We start from the raw sequence: 18571 nt of genomic DNA, 5'->3' as shown, positions 1-18571 counted from the left end.
CCACGACCCGGGCCGCGAGCCGAGCCCCCGGCGCATGGGCCGAGATGTCCGAGCGCGGCCGGGAGACGGAGGCAGCCGGGTGCGGCCCGAGGACCTACGTGACCGAGGAGGCCGGCCGCCGGGCCGAGGCGGCCGGGCGGCCCGGGGGTGGGTGGCGGTCCCGCTCGGTGCGAGCCGCGTGGGCCAGACTGGGTTCATGAGCGAGTTCCGGATCGAACATGACTCGATGGGTGAGGTACGCGTCCCCGCAGGCGCCAAGTGGCGCGCCCAGACCCAGCGGGCGGTGGAGAACTTCCCGGTTTCGGGGCGGCCTCTGGAGCCGTCCCACATCGCCGCACTCGGCCTGATCAAGGCCGTGGCCGCGGAGGTCAACGGCGAGCTGGGCGTGATCGACAAGGACCTGGCGGAGGCGATCGCGCAGGCCGCCGCGGACGTGGCGGAGAACGAGCACGACGTCCATTTCCCGATCGACGTCTTCCAGACCGGCTCGGGCACCTCGTCCAACATGAACGCCAACGAGGTGATCGCGACGCTGGCCGAGGAGCGGCTGGGCCGGCCCGTGCACGCCAACGACCACGTCAACGCCTCGCAGTCGTCCAACGACGTCTTCCCGACCTCGATCCACGTGGCGGCGGCCACCGAGGTGACCTACCACCTGCTGCCCTCGCTGGAACACCTGGGGGCGGTGCTGCGGGAGAAGGCGATCGAGTTCGACGGCGTGGTGAAGTCGGGGCGCACCCACCTGATGGACGCGACGCCGGTGACGCTGGGGCAGGAGTTCGGCGGTTACGCCAGCCAGATCGAGCACGCCGTCGTACGCGTCACGAGGGCTCTTGAGCACGTCCTGGAGCTGCCGCTGGGCGGCACCGCCGTGGGCACGGGCATCAACACCCCGCAGGGCTTCGCGGGCGAGGCCATCCGGAAGCTGCGCGAGGCGACCGGCATTCCGTTCCAGGAGGCCCTGGACCACTTCGAGGCCCAGAGCGCGCAGGACTCCATCGTCGAGCTGTCCGGGCAGCTCAAGGTGGTGGCCGTGTCGCTCACCAAGATCGCCAACGATCTCCGCTGGATGGGCTCGGGGCCGCGCGCCGGGCTCGGCGAGATCAACCTGCCCGACCTGCAGCCCGGCTCCTCGATCATGCCCGGCAAGGTCAACCCGGTGATCCCCGAGGCCACGGCCATGGTCGCGGCCCAGGTCATCGGCAACGACGCGGCGATCACGTTCGCCGGCGCGTCCGGCAACTTCGAGCTGAACGTGCAGCTGCCCGTCATCGCGCGCAACATCCTGGAGTCGATCAGGCTGCTGGCGAACATCTCCCGCCTGCTCGCCGACCGCTGCGTCTCCGGCATCACGGCGAACGTGGAGCGCCTGCGCGAGTACGCCGAGTCGTCCCCGTCGATCGTCACCCCGCTGAACAAGTACGTCGGTTACGAGGAGGCGGCGAAGATCGCCAAGCAGGCCCTGGCGGAGCGCAAGACGATCAGGGAGGTCGTCATCGAGCGCGGCCACGTGGCCGACGGCACGCTGACCGAGGAGCAGCTCGACGCCGCGCTCGACGTCCTGTCGATGACCCGCCCCTGAGCCCTGCCCGCCGCCCGGCCGGGCCGGGCGCGGCCGGGGCGCGATCTCGGGCGGGCGGGCGACGGGCCGGCGCGGCAGGCCTGGGCTCGGCCGGAGCGCGGGCTCGGCCGGAGCGCGGGCTCGGCCGGAGCGCGGTCACGGACGGGAGTCGGCGCGGGTGGCGTGAGCGCGGGCGCGGGTGGCGCCGGCGTGGGCGGCGCGGGCGGCGCGGGCGTGGGTGGCGTGGGCCCAGCGGGTGAGCAGGGACAGCGCGGCGCCGGAGTCCACGGCGTCCGTGACGCGCTTGTGGGCCGCCGCCAGCGCCGGCGTCAGCTCGCCCGCCGGCGGCGTGCCGTCGGCGGCCACCACGGCGGCGGCCGCGTTCAGCAGGACGACGTCGCGCACCGGGCCGCGCTCGCCCCCGAGCACCGCGCGCGCCACCTCCGCGTTGTGCCGCGCGTCGCCGCCGCGCAGGTCGGCGTGGCGGGCGCGGGGGATCGACAGTTCCATGGGGTCGAACGTGGTCGGGGTCACGGCGCCCCTGCGTACGACCCAGACCGTCGAGGGCCCGCAGGTCGTCAGCTCGTCGAGCCCGTCGTCGCCCCGGAACACCAGCGCCGAGCAGCCGCGCTCGGCCAGCACTCCCGCGATGACGGGCGCCATGGAGGGGTGGAAGACCCCGACGGCCTGCGCGGAGGGCAGGGCGGGGTTGGTGAGCGGGCCCAGGAAGTTGAAGACGGTGGGCACGCCCAGCTCGCGGCGCGGCCCGGAGGTGCGGCGCATCCCGGGGTTGAAGGCGGGCGCGAAGCAGAACGTGATGCCGACCTCGTCGGCGACCTCGACGACGGCGGCGGGCGGCAGGTCGATGACCACGCCCAGCTCTTCGAGCACGTCGGCCGCGCCCGCCGCGGAGGAGGCCGCCCGGCCGCCGTGCTTGACGACCTTCACGCCCGCGGCGGCGGCCACGACGGCGGCCATGGTGGAGATGTTCACGGTGTTGGCGCGGTCGCCGCCGGTGCCGACCAGATCGACCGGATCACCGGAGACGCGGATCGCGGCCGCCCTGGCCAGCAGCCCGTCGGCCAGCCCCGACACCTCCGCCACGCTCTCGCCCTTGGCGCGCAGCGCGACCGCGAACGCGGCGATCTGGGCGTCGGTCGCCGCCCCGGACACGATCTGCTCCATGGCCCAGGCCGCCTCGCGCGAGGTCAGCGACCGGCCGTCGAGCAGCGTCGTGAGGATGCGTGGCCAGGTGGTGGTCATGAGTGCCCCTTCGTGTCTTCGCTCGACGGGGGGCACCCACCGCAATGGTGACGGCCGCCTCGTCGAGGCGGCCGGTGCGCACTGCGCTGTGAGGTCCGCCTAGGAGGCGGGCCACCACTGCTGCGAGTACGCGATCATGCGCCAACCTTAGCAGATGCCCTTGATCCACATATGGAGCCGCTCAGCTATGTCGCCCGCACCCATGCGTCGCGGCCCGGCGACCGCCTAGGGTGCCAGGTATGGCGAAGGAGCTGACGGGGCGGACCGCGCTGGTGACGGGGGCGGGCGGCGGCATCGGGGCGGCCTGCGCCCGGCGGCTTGCCGCGGCGGGGGCCAGGGTGCTGGTCGTCGACCTGCGGGCCGAGGCCGCCGAAAAGGTGGCCGCCGAGGTGGGCGGCACGGCCGTGGTGGCCGATCTGGGCGATCCCGGCTTCGCCGCGGCGCTGCCCGACGAGCCCGTGGACATCGTGGTGAACAACGCCGGGTTCCAGCACGTGGCGCCGATCGAGGAGTTCCCGCCGGAGACGTTCTCGGCGATGCTCAGGGTGATGGTGGAGGCGCCGTTCCTGATCGCGCGCCGGGTGCTGCCCGGCATGTACGCCCGGGGCTGGGGCCGGTTCGTGAACATCTCGTCGGTGCACGGGTTGCGGGCCTCGCCGTACAAGTCGGCGTACACGACGGCCAAGCACGCGCTGGAGGGGTTCTCCAAGGTGGTGGCGCTCGAAGGGGCGCCCCACGGGGTGACCTCGACCTGCGTCTGCCCGGCGTACGTGCGGACGGGGCTGGTCGAGGCGCAGATCGCCGACCAGGCCAGGGTGCACGGCATCGCGCCGGAGGAGGTCGTCACGGACATCATGCTCGCCCCGGCCGCGATCAAGCGGCTGATCGAGCCGGAGGAGGTGGCCGAGCTGGTCGCCTACCTGTGCGGGCCCGCCGGGGCGTTCGTGACCGGCGTGTCGCTGCCGGTGGACGGCGGCTGGACGGCCAGGTAGTGAGCACCCGGTTCCTGGAGCTGCTGGCCAGGGAGGCGTCGGCGGTCGAGTTCGAGGGCCCGATCATCCAGGCCAGGGCCGCCGGCGCGGACGCGGCCACGATCGAGGAGCTGGAGCGCGCCAAGGTCGAGGCGCTCAAGGTGCGCGACCTGCTCAAGCGGCGGGCCAGGCGCGAGGCGGAGCTGTCGGCCCTCTACGACACGGCCGGCGACCTGGCGGCGCTGCGCGACCTCGACGCCGTGCTGGAGGCGATCGTGCACCGGGCCAGGCAGCTCCTGGCCACCGACGTGGCGTACATGACGTTGCACGACCCCGAGCGGGGCGACACCTACATGCGGGTCACCGACGGGTCGATCTCGGCGAAGTTCCGGGCGCTGCGGCTGGCCATGGGGGCGGGGCTGGGCGGGCTGGTGGCGCAGACGGCGGTGCCGTACGCGACGGCCGACTACTTCGCCGACGCCCGCTTCCGGCACAAGGAGCACATCGACGCGGCCGTCAAGGAGGAGGGCCTGGTCGCCATCCTGGGCGTGCCGCTGCGGCTGGGGCAGCGGGTGATCGGCGTGCTGATGGCGGCCAACCGCAGCGCGCGGCCGTTCCACCAGGAGGAGGTGTCGCTGCTGGCCAGCCTGGCCGCGCACGCCGCCGTCGCGATCGACAACGCCAGGCTGCTGCAGGAGACCAGGAACGCGCTGGAGGAGCTCTCCCAGGCCCACCGGACCGCCAGGGCGCACGGCGAGGCCGTCGAGCGGGCCGCCATGGCGCACGACCGGATGACCTCGCTGGTGCTGCGCGGCGGCGGGATCGAGGACGTGGCGGCCGTGGTGACCGACGTGCTGGGCGGGTCGCTGGCCGTGCTGGACGACCTGGGCCGGGCCATCAGCGGCGACGTGGGCGAGCTGGACGCGGGGGTCTTCGAGGCAGCGCAGGCGTCCAGGGCGCTGGGGCGCACCGTGCGCAGGGGCGATCTGCTGATCGCCTCGGTGGACGTGGGCGGGGAGCCGCTGTGCACGCTCATCCTGCGCAGCGACGACGCCGACGAGCGCATCCTGGAGCGGGCGGCGCTGGTGTGCGCGCTGCTGCTGCTGTTCCGCAGGAGCGTGGCCGAGGCCGAGGGGCGGGTCAGGGGCGAGCTGCTCGACGACCTGATCTCGCGGCCGGGCTCGCCGGGGCTGGCCGACCGGGCCAGGCGGCTGGGCATGGACCTGGGCGCGCCGCACGTGGTGGTCGTGGCCAAGCACGCCGGGCAGCGCGAGCGGGCCGCGTTCTGGGCCTCCTCGCAGGCCACGGTGCGGCACGGGCTGGCGGCCGGGCGCGGCGACGAGGTGGTGCTGCTGCTGCCCGGCGCGGACGCGGGCGGCCTGGCGCGCCGGGTGGCCCGCGAGCTGACGGCGTCGTTGCAGAGCCCCGCCACGGCGGGCGCGGCCTGCGTGGGCCTGCCGGCCGGCGAGCCCTCGGGTCCGCCGCGGCGGACGCGGGCCGGCGAGCCCTCCGGGGCGCCGCAGGACGGCGAGTCGCACGGGCCGCCCCGCGAGACGCGGGACGTGGCCGCCGCCTACCAGGAGGCGCTGCGCTGCGCCGAGGCGCTGCTCGCGCTCGGCCGGGCCGGCGACGGGGCGAGCGCGGCGGAGCTGGGCTTCGTGGGGTTGCTCGTCGGCGACGGCCGCGACGTGCGCGGCTTCGTCGGCAGGACGCTCGGCGCGGTGATCGAGTACGACGCCCGCAGGGGCACCGCGCTGACCGGCACGCTGGCGGCCTACTTCGCCACCGGCGGCTCCCCCTCGCGCACGGCCGAGGCCATGCACATCCACGTCAACACCGTCACCCAGCGCCTCGACCGGATCGGCAAGCTGCTGGGCGAGGGCTGGCTGGAGCCGGAGCGGGCGCTGGAGATCCAGCTCGCGCTGCGCCTGCACCAGCTCGGCCACACATATCCACCACACACTGTGGGCCCCGACGCCATATGAGTGACCCCGGTCACACCCTACGGTGACCGGCATGGCCACTTCCATCAAGAAGATCGTCGCCGCGAGCCTGATCGGCACCACCATCGAGTGGTACGACTTCTTCCTGTACGGCTCGGCAGCCGCCCTCGTGTTCAACAAGCTCTTCTTCCCCGAGTCCGACCCGCTGACCGGCACGCTGCTGTCGTTCCTCACCTACGCCGTCGGATTCGTCGCCCGCCCCCTCGGCGGCCTGGTCTTCGGCCATTTCGGCGACCGGATCGGCCGCAAGACGCTGCTGGTCGTCAGCCTGCTGATGATGGGCACGGCGACGTTCCTGATCGGCTGCCTGCCGACGTACGAGACGCTGGGGCCGGCCGCGGCGCTGGTGCTGACGGCGCTGCGGCTGGTGCAGGGCTTCGCGCTGGGCGGCGAGTGGGGCGGCGCGGTGCTGATCGTCTCCGAGCACGGCGACACGGCGCGGCGCGGCTTCTGGGCCTCCTGGCCGCAGGCCGGCGCGCCCGGCGGGAACCTGCTGGCCACCGGCGTGCTGGCGGCGCTGGCCGCCTGGCAGTCGGACGAGGCGTTCCTGTCGTGGGGCTGGCGGGTGCCGTTCCTGCTGTCGGGGGCGCTGGTGCTGGTCGGGCTCTGGATCCGGCTGACGATCAGCGAGTCGCCGGTCTTCCGGCAGGCGCCGCCGGAGAAGCGGGCCCCGATCGTGGGCGTGCTGCGCCACCACTCCAAGGACGTGGTCATCGCGATCGGCGCCCGCCTGGCCGAGAACATCTCGTTCTACCTGCTGACCGTCTTCGTCATCACCTACGCCAAGCAGAACGGCATCGCCAACTCCACCGTGCTGAACGCGGTGCTGATCTCCTCCGCCGTCCACTTCGCGACGATCCCGGTGTGGGGCGCGCTGTCCGACCGCTTCGGCCGCCGCCCGATCTACCTGGCCGGCGCGGCCGGCGTCGGGGTGTGGATCTTCGCGTTCTTCCCGCTGGTGGACACCGGGAACTTCCTGGCGATCACCGGCGCCGTCACGGTCGGCCTGCTCTTCCACGGCATGATGTACGGGCCCCAGGCGGCCTTCTTCTCCGAGCTGTTCGGCACCAGGACCCGCTACACCGGCGTCTCCATCGGCGCGCAGCTCTCGGCGATCGTGGCCGGCGCGCTGGCCCCGATCATCGCGGTCGCCCTGCTCCAGCGGTTCGGCAGCAGCCTGCCCATCTCGGTCTATCTCGGCCTGGCGGCGCTGCTCACCCTGGCCGCGGTCTACGCCGCCCGGGAGACCCAGGGCCGCGACCTGGCCGAGAGGACGTACGCGCGATGAAGGTCACCACGCCGCGGCTCACCCAGCACGTCCTGACCGTCGAGGGCAGGACCACCGGCGAGCCCGTGCTGTTCGTGCACGGGAACGTCTCCTCCGCCGCCTTCTGGCGCGACACCATGGCCGCGCTGCCGGAGGGGTACCGGCCGCTGGCGCCCGACCTGCGCGGGTTCGGCGGGACCGACCCGGCGCCCGTGGACGCCACGCGCGGCCTGCGGGACTACTCCGACGACCTCCTCGAACTGGTCGCCGCGCTGGGCCTGGACGGGGTGCACCTGGTCGGCTGGAGCATGGGCGGCGGCGTCGTCCTCCAGGCGCTGCGTGACCGTCCGGGAGTCGTCCGCAGCGTCACCCTGGTCAACCCGGTCTCCCCGTACGGCTACGGTGGCACACAGGGCCCGGACGGGCGGCTCACGCACCCCGACGGCACCGGCTCCGGCGCCGCAGCGGCCAATCCCGACTTCGTGGCCCGGCTCGCGGCGGGCGACCTGTCCGACGACTCCCCCACCTCCCCGCGCAGCGTCTTCCGCTCCTCCTACGTCAAGCACCCGGTGCCCGACGAGGACTTCTACGTACGCGCGATGCTCACCACCCGCGTGGGCGAGGCCCACTACCCCGGCGCGGCCGTCACCTCCGGCGCGTGGCCGGGCGTGGCCCCGGGCAGGACCGGCGTGCTGAACGCCCTGGCCCCGACGTACTTCCGCCTCGACGACCTCCACGAGCTCGGCCCCAGGCCGCCCGTGCTGTGGATCAGGGGCGCCGACGACGTGATCGTCTCGGACGCGTCCCTGTTCGACCTGGCCCACCTCGGCGCGCTGGGCGTCGTGCCCGGCTCCCCGGGCACCCCGGCCCAGCCCATGGTGAGCCAGACCAGGGCGGTGCTGGAGCGGTACGGCCGCTACCGCGAGGCCGTGCTGGAGGACTGCGGCCACAGCCCGCACCTGGAGCACCCGGCCGCGTTCCTGCGGCTGCTGACCGAGCACCTGAGGGAGGCGTAGATGCTGGTCGCGCTCACGCTCGTGGCGAGCCTGCTCACCCCCGTCCCGCCGGGGACGCCCCCGGCCGGCCCGCCGGCGCTCACGGTGCCGGGCGCCGAGCACGCCGAGGTCGCCGCGCTGGACGACCTGACCACGGCCGGCACCGCGACGACGGGCCACACCGACCCGGCCGACTGGGCCGGGCTGCACGCCTCCGCCACCGTCAACCCCACCGGCGTGCCCGGCCTGCAGATCGACGGCTACTTCCCCGACACCTCCACGGGCAACGCCACGCACGGCTGGAACCACGACTCCCAGTTCGTGATCAGGCTGCCCGCCCGGTGGAACGGCGGCCTGGTCGTCAGCGGCACCCCCGGCAACAGGGAGCAGTACGCCAACGACTACACGATCTCCGACTGGGTCCTGGCCAAGGGGTACGCGTTCGCCGCCACCGACAAGGGCAACGTCGGCGTGGACTTCCACCTGGACGGCCGGCGCCCCGGCGACGCCGTCGCCGAGTGGAACCACCGCCTCACCCAGCTCACCGTGGCCGCCCGGGCCGTGGTCCGGCAGCGGTACGGCAAGCCGCCGGCCCGCACGTTCGCCGCGGGCATCTCCAACGGCGGCTACCTGGTCAGGTGGCAGCTGGAGAACCGGGGATGGCTCTACGACGGCGGCGTGGACTGGGAGGGCACGCTCTGGCGGGTCAAGGGCGACAACCTGCTGGACTTCCTGCCGGAGGCGCTGAAGGCGTACCCGGACGAGGAGGGGGTGCGGGCGGCCGGGTTCGCGGCGGGGTCGGAGTTCCTGTGGCCCTTCCACCGGCAGTACTACTGGGAGCTGACCCAGCAGCTCTACCAGAAGGAGCTGGACCCGTCGTACGCGGGCGCGCCGGCCGACTACGACTACGACGCGCGCCGGCCGTACGCGGCCGTGGCGAAGATCGCGCTGACCGGCCGGATCACCAAGCCGCTGATCACCGTGCACGGCACGCTGGACGCGCTGCTGCCGATCTCGCGCTCCTCCGACGTCTACGCCGCGATGGTCGGCCCGCACCGCCCCTTCCGCTACCACCGGGTGGCGGGCGGCACCCACCTGGACAGCCTGGTGGACGCCCACCCCGGCCGGCTCACGCCCCTCCTGCCGGTCTTCAGGAGCGCGTTCGAGGAGCTGGAGGGGTGGGTCAGTCGATGAGGTAGCGGTGCCGGCCCGCGCGCGCCAGGCGGACGAGGTGCCGCGCGCCGGGCAGGCGCCGGCCCAGCCGGTGCAGGGCCGTGTCGTGGCCCAGGGGCGAGCGGCGCGGCGGGGCGCCGTCGGCCGGGCGCGTCTCGACCCTGCCCCTGCGCATCTCCAGCGCGAACCGCAGCCCGACCTCCTCCTCGGGGGAGCGCAGCGAGCACTGCCAGGAGCCGGGCCCCAGCTGCTCCACGCCCGGCATCAGCCGCTTGACCGGCACCTTGGCCACGAGCTGGCCGGCCAGCCTGCCCGGCACGCCGGCCTCGACCAGGGCGGGCGCGCTCACCTCGCGGGCGCGCCGGCCGGTGGAGCGCAGCACCAGCTCCAGCGCGGGCCCGCCGCTCGGCGGCACGTACGGCACCGGCAGCACGACGTACAGGTGCCGGTCGAGCTGCTTGAGCGTCACCCCCGGCGACACCAGCGCGATCGACTCGGTGAACGAGCGCGGCTCGATGGCCAGGCCCAGCTCGCCGTGGTCGCTCCAGCACGGCACCACCAGCCGCATCCGGGGCCGCTGGGCCAGCACGCCCAGGCAGTTGAGCGGGCCGTCGGGGCGGCCGACGCGGGCCCTGGCCTGGTTGGCGCCGCTGAACATGCGGACGTGCACCTCCCACTGGCCCTGCCGCAGCGGCTCGCCCAGGGCGGCCTCGGTGATGTCCACCCTGGCCTCGCCCCTGATCCGCACCCTGACCCGGCGGCGGCCCGCCTGGACGCGCTCGACGTGCTGCGTCAGCGGCAGGAAGTGCACGACGCCCGTCTCGGTGTGGCGCACGTAGAGCTCGACGCGGGCGCGCTCGACGGCCTCGGTGATGTCGGTGGCGTCCTCCGGCAGCTTCCTGGTGTCCAGGGAGCGCGGCGGGATCCAGTGCACGCGCTCGCCGTCCAGCCGGTACTTGTCGGGCGTGCCGTCGCCGCCCAGCACCTCCACGGTCAGCCCGAGCACCAGGACGTGGGCGTCCCAGCGCACCTCGGTGAGGTCGGCGCGCAGGCCGGCCCGCCGGGAGGAGTTCGCCAGCAGCACGATCTGGTCCAGGCGGCCCGTGCGCACGTACGCGGCCACCACGCGGAGCTGGACCGGCAGGTGGCGGTCGAGCCGCTCGGGGAAGCGCCGCTCCACGAGCTCCTGCACGGCGCGGAAGTGCGCGCCCCTGTCGACGGACGAGTCGGCGAACCTGCTGGTCAGCAGCGGGCGCAGGACGGCGTAGCGCAGCCAGTAGGCGTACATGCGGTCGCGCTGGCGGCCCTCGCCCACGAAGGTGTCGATGTCGTCGAGCAGCCCCGTCAGCTCGCGCGCGATGGCCCGCGGCTCCTCCTCGGCGGGCGGGCGCTCCCCCAGGTGGCAGCACAGGTGCTCGGCCAGCACCGCGATGACCTTGGCGTGCAGGTAGGCCCGCATCACGAACGCCTGCTCGCCCATCCGGCCGCCGGGCACGGCGAAGCCCAGCTCGTGCTCCTCCAGGAAGGCGCGGCGGTAGAGCTGCTGCGGGACGAGCAGGGTGAGCAGCCGGTCGCGCAGGACGTCGGCGCGGGCGGTGCTGCGGGCGAAGGCGGTCATCGGGGGGCCGTAGTCGCGGACGAGGCGGCCGATCAGCACGTCGGCGTCGGTCTCCACGGCGCGGTCGTGCATGCGCTCGATCGCGTCGCGCTCCAGGCGGTCGCCCGGGTCCAGGAAGTAGACGTAGTCGCCGGCGGCAGCGGCCAGGCCGACGTTGCGCCCTCGCATGGGCGAGCCGGTGTGCGGCAGGTGCAGCGCGCGCACGTTGCCGCGCAGGGCCGCGATGGTGTCGAGGCGCTCGGCGGTGCCGTCCGTGGACCCGTCGTCCACGAAGATCACTTCGTATTGGTCCGCGGGCATCGTCTGCTCCAGAGCGGAGCGGATGCACGCGTCGGCGGTGTCACCCGGATTGTGGACATTGACGATCACACTGACCTTCACACCCATGCGGCCCAGCGTGCGCCCGTATACAGGATCGGGCGCGACGGCTTGCCGATTGGAGGAGGAAAGTTGACTCGTTAATACCAACCCACGGACTGTGAGTGGCCCCAGGCCGCACAAGGCGTGCCATAGCGGCCCTTGATGTAGCCCAGTCCCCACTTGATCTGGGTGGCGGCATTGGTCTGCCAGTCGGAGCCCGCGCTGGCCATCTTGCTGCCGGGCAGCGACTGCGGGATGCCGTACGCGCCGGAGTAGCGGTTCATCGCCCGCTCGTTCCAGCCGCTCTCCTTGGTCCAGAGCCGCTCCAGGCAGCCCCACTGGTCCGCGCCGAAGCCGAACGAGGCCAGCATGGACTTGGCGGTGGCCTTGTTGCTGCCGGGCGAGGGGTCGCTGCCGGGCGGGAAGTTCATGGCCGGGAAGCCGCCGCCCGCGGGGGCCTGCTTGGGCACGATCCAGTCGAGGTCCTTGTCGGACACTCCCGCGCGCCCCTTCTTGAGCTGGTCGGCCCGGTAGGCCTGCTCGGCCTCGGCCTTGAGCAGGTCGGTCTCCGGGTCGGGCGCGGAGAGGTCACCGCTGGCGATCTTGCCGAGGTCGTTGAGCGTGAAGGCCGGCGTGTGCGGCTCGTTGGCGTTCTGGACGGCGCGGTAGGCGACGAAGCCGCCGCCGCCGAAGACGATCACCAGCGAGAGCACGGTGATGACGATGCGCTTCGGGGTGACGCGCGAAGGCCGGCGCGCCGAGGGGAGATCTTCCTTCGGGGGGCGCTCACTCAACTGCGGACCGGGGCTCACGATGCATGAGCTTGCCTTGTCCTGGGGGGTGGTCCGCAACCGAAACGCGGGAATCGCTTGGCATGAATTTCACCAACCGCCAGGTAAGCACCACGTTTCCCTAATATTGTGACTTTAGTCACATGAGTGACGGCCTCCCTTCAGGCGCCCGTCACCGAAGGGAAGCCGCTTTCAGGCTCGCGGGCACACGTACGGATCTCATGATTGACTTGTCACAGTTTGGTGACACAACCCGGGTATATGCGACATGGAATAATAATGTGCGCGTGGCAGGCATCCTCCTTGTAGAAGACGACCCCTCGGTCCGCACGGCTCTCGAGCTCGCGCTGACCCGGCAGGGGCACTCCGTCACGTCGTACGCGACGGGTGAGGAGGCGCTCGACCACATCAGGGCCCGCCGCCCGGAGATCGCGATCCTCGACGTCATGCTCCCGGGCATCGACGGGGTCGAGGTGTGCCGCCGCGTGCGCAAGCTCGACCAGCTCCCGGTCATCCTCCTCACGGCCCGCGGCGACGACCTGGACGTGGTGGTCGGGCTGGAGGCCGGCGCCGACGACTACGTTGTCAAGCCCGTCGAGCCCCGCGTCCTGGACGCCCGCATCCGCGCCGTGCTGCGCAGGGCCGAGTCGGCCTCCTCCGACCGCATCACCTTCGGCGACCTCGTGATCGACCGGGGCGCGCTCAAGGTCATGCTGGCCGGCAAGGAGATCCACCTGACCCCGACCGAGCTGCGGCTGCTGCTGGAGCTCGTCCGCCACCCCGGCCAGGTGCTCAACCGCCGCTACCTGCTGCGCGCGGTCTGGGACCACACCCACATCGCCGACTCGCGCCTGGTGGACGCCTGCGTCCAGCGCATCCGGGCGAAGATCGAGCCCAAGCCCGCCGAGCCCGTCTTCATCCACACCGTGCGCGGATTCGGCTACCGGTTCAGCCCTCCGTGATCCCGCGCCCCACCGGGCTGCGCGCCCGCCTGGTCATCTTCTTCACCCTCGTCGCCGTCACGGCCACGCTGCTGGTCGCCACGTTCGGTTTCGAGCTGGCCAAGGAGGCGCTGGTCAACCGGGTCGAGACCACCTCGATCGACCTGGTGACCAGGGAGCTGGGCAGCATCACCTTCCCCATCGGCAAGCTCAGGCCCGGCGAGGCGCCGCCCACCACCCGCGACCTCGACCGCCTGGCCCACAACCTCAGCGGGCCGGGCCGCAGCGTGCTGGTCGAGTACGGCGGCCTCATGTCCGCGCTGGGCCCGATGGAGATGAGCGACGTGCCCAACGAGCTGCACGGCCGGGCCAAGCAGAACGTCGTCACCCAGCGCAAGATCATCAACGCCGAGCTGTACCTCATCGTCGGCGCCGAGGTGCACCGCGACGCCGCCGGCGGGGCCGAGGCCACGGGGCTGCGCGCGTTCGTCTTCTTCCCGCTGGCCGACGACCAGCGGCAGCTCACCACGCTCAGGACCACGTTCGTCCAGACCGGCGCGGTCATCGTGCTGATCGCCCTGCTCGTGGCGCTGCTGTCGGCCCGGCAGGTGCTGCTGCCGGTGCGGCGGCTGAGCGCCGCGGCCCAGGCGCTCGGCCAGGGCCGGCTGGACACGCGCCTGCCCGTGCACGGCCAGGACGAGCTGGCCGGGCTGACCGCCCGGTTCAACGACGCGGCCGCGGCGCTGGAGCTGAGCGTGTCGGAGCTGCGCTCGCTGGAGGCCATGTCCCGCCGGTTCGTGGCCGACGTCTCGCACGAGCTGCGCACGCCGCTGACCGCCATGACCGCCGTGGCCGACATGCTCTCCGACGAGGCCGAGCACCTGCCCGAGGCGCCCGCGCAGGCCGTGCGGCTGGTGCTCAAGGAGATCGAGCGGCTGCGCGGGCTGGTCGAGCACCTCATCGAGATCAGCCGCTTCGACGCCGGCACCGCCACGCTCAACCTGGAGCCGGTCAACGTGGCCGACGCCGTCCAGGACTGCCTGGACGTGCGCGGCTGGACCGACCGGGTCACGGTCAAGGCGTCCCAGGGCCTGACCGCCAACCTCGACCCGAGCAGGTTCGACGTCATCGTGGCCAACCTCGTCGGCAACGCGCTCAAGCACGGCGAGCCGCCCGTGGTGGTCAGCGCCAGGGCGACCGAGAACGGCCTGGAGGTCAAGGTGCGCGACCACGGCAAGGGCATCCCGCAGGAGGCGCTGCCGCACGTCTTCGACCGCTTCTTCAAGGCCGGCGCGGGCCGGGCCCGCAGCCAGGGCAGCGGGCTGGGCCTGTCCATCGCCAGGGCCAACGTCCAGTTGCACGGCGGCACCATCTCCGTACGCCCCCAGAGCCCCGGCACCCTCTTCACGATCTGGCTGCCGCACGCATGAGGCCGATCCGCGCTTTGACCGCCGCCCTGCTGCCGGCCCTGCTGCCGGCCCTGCTGGCGGCGCTGCTGGTGGGGCTGACGGCCTGCGGCATCTCGCCCACGGACGTGCAGGACAGGGGCAGCTCCCCCGTCGTCACGATCCCGCCGCCGACCAAGACGATCTTCATGATCAAGAACGGCAAGCTCTCCCTGGAGCCGGCCCACGTCGAGAACGACACGGTCGCCAGCCTGCTCGGGGCGCTCTTCGACGCCTCCAACCAGCCGCTCAAGGACGTGGACACGGCGCTGCGCGGGTTCAGGTACCTGCGGACCAAGAGCTCGGTCAACCCGCCGCAGCGCGACGAGGTGCAGCTCCCGCGCACCTCGACGCTGACCGTCTACATCAGCGGCGGGGGCACGCTGACCAAGCTCGGCATCGCGCAGATCGTCTGCACCGCGCAGCAGTACACGGTGCTGGAGACGGTCAGGATCGTGCGGGAGAACGAGAACGGCCCCTCCAAGGTGGAGGGGCAGTTCACGTGCGGCGAGTTCAGGAAGGTCACATCGTGATGTCCTCGAGCATCTCCGTCACCAGCGCGGCGATCGGGGAGCGCTCGGACCTCGTCAGCGTGACGTGGGCGAACAGCGGGTGGCCCTTCAGCTTCTCCACCACCGCGACCACGCCGTCGTGGCGGCCGACCCGCAGGTTGTCGCGCTGGGCGACGTCGTGGGTGAGCACCACCCGCGAGTTGGCGCCGATGCGGCTCAGCACGGTCAGCAGCACCCCGCGCTCCAGCGACTGGGCCTCGTCCACGATCACGAACGCGTCGTGCAGCGACCGGCCGCGGATGTGCGTCAGCGGGAGCACCTCCAGCATGCCCCGGTCGAGCACCTCCTCGATCACCTCGGGCGAGGTGATGGCGCCGAGCGTGTCGTAGACGGCCTGGGCCCAGGGGCCCATCTTCTCGCCCTCGGTGCCGGGCAGGTAGCCCAGCTCCTGGCCGCCGACGGCGTAGATGGGGCGGAAGACGATCACCTTGCGGTGCTGGCGGCGTTCGAGCACGGCCTCCAGGCCGGCGCACAGGGCCAGCGCGGACTTGCCCGTGCCGGCCCGGCCGCCGAGCGAGACGATGCCGATCTCGGGGTCCATCAGCAGGTCGAGCGCGATGCGCTGCTCCGCGGAGCGGCCGTGCAGGCCGAAGACCTCGCGGTCGCCGCGCACCAGGCGCACCGACTTGTCCGGCTGCACCCGGCCCAGCGCCGAGCCCTTGGCCGACAGCAGCCGCAGGCCGGTGTGCGCGGGCAGGTCTCTGGCCTCGTCGAGGTCGGCGGTGCCGGACTCGAAGAGCGTCTCGACGTCGTCGGTGGTGACCTGGATCTCGGCCATCCCCGTCCAGCCGGACTCGTGCACCAGCTCCGCACGGTATTCCTCGGCCACCAGGCCGATCGAGGCGGCCTTGACCCGCATCGGCAGGTCCTTGGAGACCAGGACGACGTCGCAGCCCTCACTGGCCAGCGAGCGGGCCACGGTCAGGATGCGGGTGTCGTTGTCCCCGAGGCGGAAGCCCACGGGCAGGATGGACGGATCGCTGTGGTTGAGCTCGACCCTGATCGTGCCGTCCCCCGTGGGCATCGGCTCGTCCAGCCGGCCGTGCTTGACCCGTAGCTCGTCAAGGTAGCGCAGGGCCTTGCGCGCGAAATAGCCGAGCTCCGGATGGTGCCGCTTGCCTTCCAGCTCCGTGATGACCACGATCGGAAGGACCACGTCGTGCTCCGCGAACCGGGTCATCGCCGCCGGGTCGGCCAGCAGGACCGAGGTGTCCAGCACATAGGTGCGCTTGGCCGACTGGTGAGTAGGGTTGCTCGAGGACACTGCCACACGTTCTCCCCCGGGCGCCCCTTGGTGCGGGCGCCCTGCAGACGAGGTGGGAATCGGACCGGACCCGCGTCCCCGACCGCGAGCTGCCGTCGGCGCCGGAGTCCGGGCCTCCTCGGCAAGTGTTGGCGCAAAGGCGGGCCCTTCCGAAATGTCCGGCCTGTGACCGGACACTTCCAACGTTACGTCCTGGATACCCGAATGTCGGGTCAGGAACCGTAACGTCGGTGTCTCGCAGCGTAATCGCGCAGCGCCCGCAGGAAGTCCACCCTGCGGAAGTCGGGCCAGTAGGCCTCGTGGAAGTAGAACTCCGAATGAGCGCTCTGCCACAGCATGAACCCGGACAAGCGCTGCTCGCCCGAGGTCCGGATGAGGAGGTCCGGGTCGGGCTGGCCGCGAGTGTAGAGATGCTCCGCGATGTGCTCGACATCGAGCACCTCGACGAGGTCCTCGATGCTCGCTCCCTTGCTCGCTTGCTCCTGGAGCAGTGAGCGCACCGCATCGGCAATCTCACGTCTTCCTCCATACCCAACTGCAACGTTCACAATCAGGCCTGGACGGTGTGATGACGCTTCTTTTGCAGTTTTTAGGACATTGGCCGTTCTGTCGGGCAGCAGATCGAGCGCGCCGACCGGGATGATGCGCCAGCCCTCGGCCACCAGCTCCTGCGTCACGTCCTCGATGATGCGCAGGAGCGGCTCCAGCTCTTCCCTCGGCCGGTTGAGGTTGTCGTTGGACAACATCCAGACGGTGACGACCTCGACGCCCGTCTCGCGGCACCAGCCGAGCAGCTCGGAGATCTTGTCCGCGCCCTTGCGGTGGCCGGTGGACACGTCACGCATGCCCATGGCGCGCGCCCAGCGGCGGTTGCCGTCAATGATGACCCCCACGTGCCGGGGGACGCTGTCCTTCGACAGCTTGGCCTCCAGCCGGCGTTCGTACAGCCGGTAGACCAGATCGCGCAGGCCCACGGAGTGCCTCCCCAGCGGTGCTGTGCCTTTGGTCGATTGACCCAACAGGCAATTATCACCGCGTTTCGCCCGTGCCTGCTCCCTCTACGGGGTTCCGTGCACGATCTGCACCGTCCAGACACCCTTCCGCCTCATTCACGAGCTGGCGCACGAACACCGACAGCTCCGCCGAGGTCAGCACCGCTCGCATGCCCACGCCCGTGGCGCCCCACGCCTCCACGTAGGCCCTCCTGGTCAGCCGCCACTCCCCGCGGCCCGGCTGCCAGACCGGGATGGTGCGCAGCTGGCAGCGCAGCTCGCCGCCGGCCACCAGGCCGGCCCGCGTGCGGTAGCGGAAGGCGAACAGCTCGCCGTCGGGGCCGTCGCCCGGGAAGCGGTCGTCGGGGTCGGCCCACCGCCGGGCCGCGCCCCCGCCCCTGCGGGCCTCGTCGACGCCGTGTGCCAGGCGGGTCAGCAGGTGGCCGCAGCGCTCCCCGACGCTGCCGTAGGGGGTGCCGTCGCGGCTCAGCTCAAGGGTGATCTCGTACGGCGTGCCGACGCTGTCCGTGCACGCCACCGGGGTCACGGTCAGATAGGAACCATCGACGCAACGTAGTCCTCCCATCCCCTCACAGTTTCCCGCCGAAAGCCCCGTAAACCGGCTATCCCTCCGGCTTCCAGCGGTGGCCGCCGAGAAGCCCGCCACGTGGGCCGGCGGGCCGCCCGGGGGCGCCAGGAAGGCCGGCCAGGGCAGCTCCAGGCCGAGGTCGGCGCCGGACGTGGTTCAGCGGCGGCCCGGGAGCAGCCGGGTCCACCAGCGGCGTGCGGGTGGCGGGGCTGCTTCTGGCAGCCGGCCGCGCTCGCGCAGCCAGGCGGCGAAGTCGTCGGCATCGGCACGGTAGCCGGGCGGCGGGGCGGTGCGGGCCCTGGTATACGCCGCGAACTCGGCGGCCAGGTCGGCGCCGGCGGCGGCGGCCGTGTCCGGGCGGATGCGCGCCACGATGGCGCGGCGCTTGGCGATCAGGCTCGCGGCCTGCACCCGCATCCGCTCCGGGTCGAACCCCTCGGCCCGCCCCCCCCCCCCCCCCCCCTCCCTCCCGCCCCACCCCCCCCCGCCCCTCCGCGACCCCCGCCTCCCCACCCCCCGGCCGCCCCCCCGCCCCTGCGGGTCCCGCCGGGGTGGGGGTGGCGGGTTCCGTCGGGTCCGGAGTCGGGGTGGCGGGTCCCGCCGAGGCCGGGATCGGGGTGGCGGGTGCCGCCGAAGCCGAGGTCCGGGTGGGGGTGGCGGGGCCGGGGGTCACTAGGGCACCATCCTTACTGCGAGGCCCGCGTAGGGTCTTGTGGAAGGGACTCGGCGGGAGCCGGGGTGACGGCCTGGTTCGGTCGCCTGTGAA

16 protein-coding genes are annotated in these 18571 nt (G+C 72.7%); 9 read left to right on the top strand and 7 right to left on the bottom strand.

The window, feature by feature from the left end; all coding sequences use genetic code 11:
- The first annotated feature begins 196 nt into the window (after positions 1–196).
- The gene (locus IO39_RS33045; protein ID WP_043631432.1) at positions 197–1582 is read left to right on the top strand and encodes a class II fumarate hydratase; all 1386 of its coding nucleotides are present in this window, start codon (positions 197–199) and stop codon (positions 1580–1582) included.
- 135 nt (positions 1583–1717) lie between these two features.
- Here IO39_RS33045 and trpD read toward each other — a convergent pair whose 3' ends face one another.
- The gene (gene trpD, locus IO39_RS33040; protein ID WP_052423664.1) at positions 1718–2824 is read right to left on the bottom strand and encodes an anthranilate phosphoribosyltransferase; all 1107 of its coding nucleotides are present in this window, start codon (positions 2822–2824) and stop codon (positions 1718–1720) included.
- A gap of 239 nt (positions 2825–3063) precedes the next feature.
- Here trpD and IO39_RS33035 point away from each other — a divergent pair, with 239 nt between their 5' ends.
- Genes IO39_RS33035 through IO39_RS33015 form a run of 5 tightly spaced genes read left to right on the top strand, consistent with a single transcriptional unit; the run spans position 3064 to position 9254 of the window.
- The gene (locus IO39_RS33035; protein WP_043631430.1) at positions 3064–3816 is read left to right on the top strand and encodes a 3-hydroxybutyrate dehydrogenase; all 753 of its coding nucleotides are present in this window, start codon (positions 3064–3066) and stop codon (positions 3814–3816) included.
- A complete protein-coding gene (locus IO39_RS33030) occupies positions 3816–5780 on the top strand; it encodes a helix-turn-helix domain-containing protein (protein ID WP_342671459.1) in 1965 nt (654 codons plus the stop codon). The genes IO39_RS33035 and IO39_RS33030 overlap by 1 nt, the downstream gene beginning before the upstream one ends.
- Before the next feature lie 31 nt (positions 5781–5811).
- On the top strand, positions 5812–7086 hold the full coding sequence (locus tag IO39_RS33025; RefSeq protein WP_043631551.1) for an MFS transporter: 1275 nt from the start codon (positions 5812–5814) through the stop codon (positions 7084–7086).
- Complete coding sequence (locus IO39_RS33020) at positions 7083–8081, top strand: alpha/beta fold hydrolase (protein WP_043631427.1); 999 nt, start codon at positions 7083–7085, stop codon at positions 8079–8081. Before IO39_RS33025 ends, IO39_RS33020 begins: the two co-directional genes overlap by 4 nt.
- On the top strand, positions 8082–9254 hold the full coding sequence (locus IO39_RS33015; RefSeq protein ID WP_043631424.1) for an alpha/beta hydrolase family protein: 1173 nt from the start codon (positions 8082–8084) through the stop codon (positions 9252–9254).
- Here IO39_RS33015 and IO39_RS33010 read toward each other — a convergent pair.
- A complete protein-coding gene (locus IO39_RS33010) occupies positions 9244–11238 on the bottom strand; it encodes a glycosyltransferase family 2 protein (RefSeq protein ID WP_084773901.1) in 1995 nt (664 codons plus the stop codon). The two genes, IO39_RS33015 and IO39_RS33010, sit on opposite strands and share 11 nt — an antisense overlap.
- Positions 11239–11309: 71 nt before the next feature.
- Positions 11310–11924, bottom strand: coding sequence for an aggregation-promoting factor C-terminal-like domain-containing protein (locus IO39_RS56985; RefSeq protein WP_500690338.1), 615 nt, complete (start codon positions 11922–11924; stop codon positions 11310–11312).
- A 365-nt stretch (positions 11925–12289) separates the two neighbouring features.
- On the opposite strand from IO39_RS56985, the gene IO39_RS33000 reads away from it, so the two are divergent.
- From IO39_RS33000 to IO39_RS32990, 3 genes are read left to right on the top strand one after another with little or no spacing between them, the layout of a single operon-like run.
- Entirely contained in the window at positions 12290–12964 is a 675-nt protein-coding gene (locus IO39_RS33000; protein ID WP_043631548.1) for a response regulator, read from the top strand.
- Positions 12961–14373, top strand: a complete 1413-nt coding sequence (locus IO39_RS32995) for an ATP-binding protein (protein WP_043631416.1) — start codon at positions 12961–12963, stop codon at positions 14371–14373. Before IO39_RS33000 ends, IO39_RS32995 begins: the two co-directional genes overlap by 4 nt.
- Positions 14370–14921 carry a hypothetical protein gene (locus IO39_RS32990; RefSeq protein WP_157549199.1) on the top strand — a complete coding sequence of 184 codons (552 nt, stop codon included), beginning with the start codon at positions 14370–14372 and terminating at the stop codon, positions 14919–14921. Before IO39_RS32995 ends, IO39_RS32990 begins: the two co-directional genes overlap by 4 nt.
- On the opposite strand, the gene phoH2 is transcribed toward IO39_RS32990, so the two are convergent.
- From phoH2 to IO39_RS56210, 4 genes are all read right to left on the bottom strand, one after another.
- Positions 14911–16179: an RNA 5'-3' helicase PhoH2 gene (gene phoH2, locus IO39_RS32985; protein WP_043631409.1), complete on the bottom strand. Its 1269-nt coding sequence runs from the start codon at positions 16177–16179 to the stop codon at positions 14911–14913. The two genes, IO39_RS32990 and phoH2, sit on opposite strands and share 11 nt — an antisense overlap.
- 257 nt (positions 16180–16436) lie before the next feature.
- Entirely contained in the window at positions 16437–17198 is a 762-nt protein-coding gene (locus IO39_RS32980) for an isoprenyl transferase (protein WP_043631406.1), read from the bottom strand.
- A 55-nt stretch (positions 17199–17253) separates the two neighbouring features.
- Positions 17254–17802, bottom strand: a complete 549-nt coding sequence (locus IO39_RS32975; RefSeq protein WP_043631403.1) for a hypothetical protein — start codon at positions 17800–17802, stop codon at positions 17254–17256.
- 159 nt (positions 17803–17961) lie between these two features.
- Positions 17962–18318 (bottom strand): SCO6045 C-terminal-like domain-containing protein, encoded by a 357-nt coding sequence (locus IO39_RS56210; protein WP_500690337.1) that lies wholly within the window; start codon positions 18316–18318, stop codon positions 17962–17964.
- Positions 18319–18571 lie beyond the last annotated feature (253 nt).

Source organism: Nonomuraea candida (assembly GCF_000725485.1).
GTDB classification, from domain to species: Bacteria; Actinomycetota; Actinomycetes; order Streptosporangiales; family Streptosporangiaceae; genus Nonomuraea; species Nonomuraea candida.
This window is presented reverse-complemented; position numbering and strand designations above follow the sequence as displayed.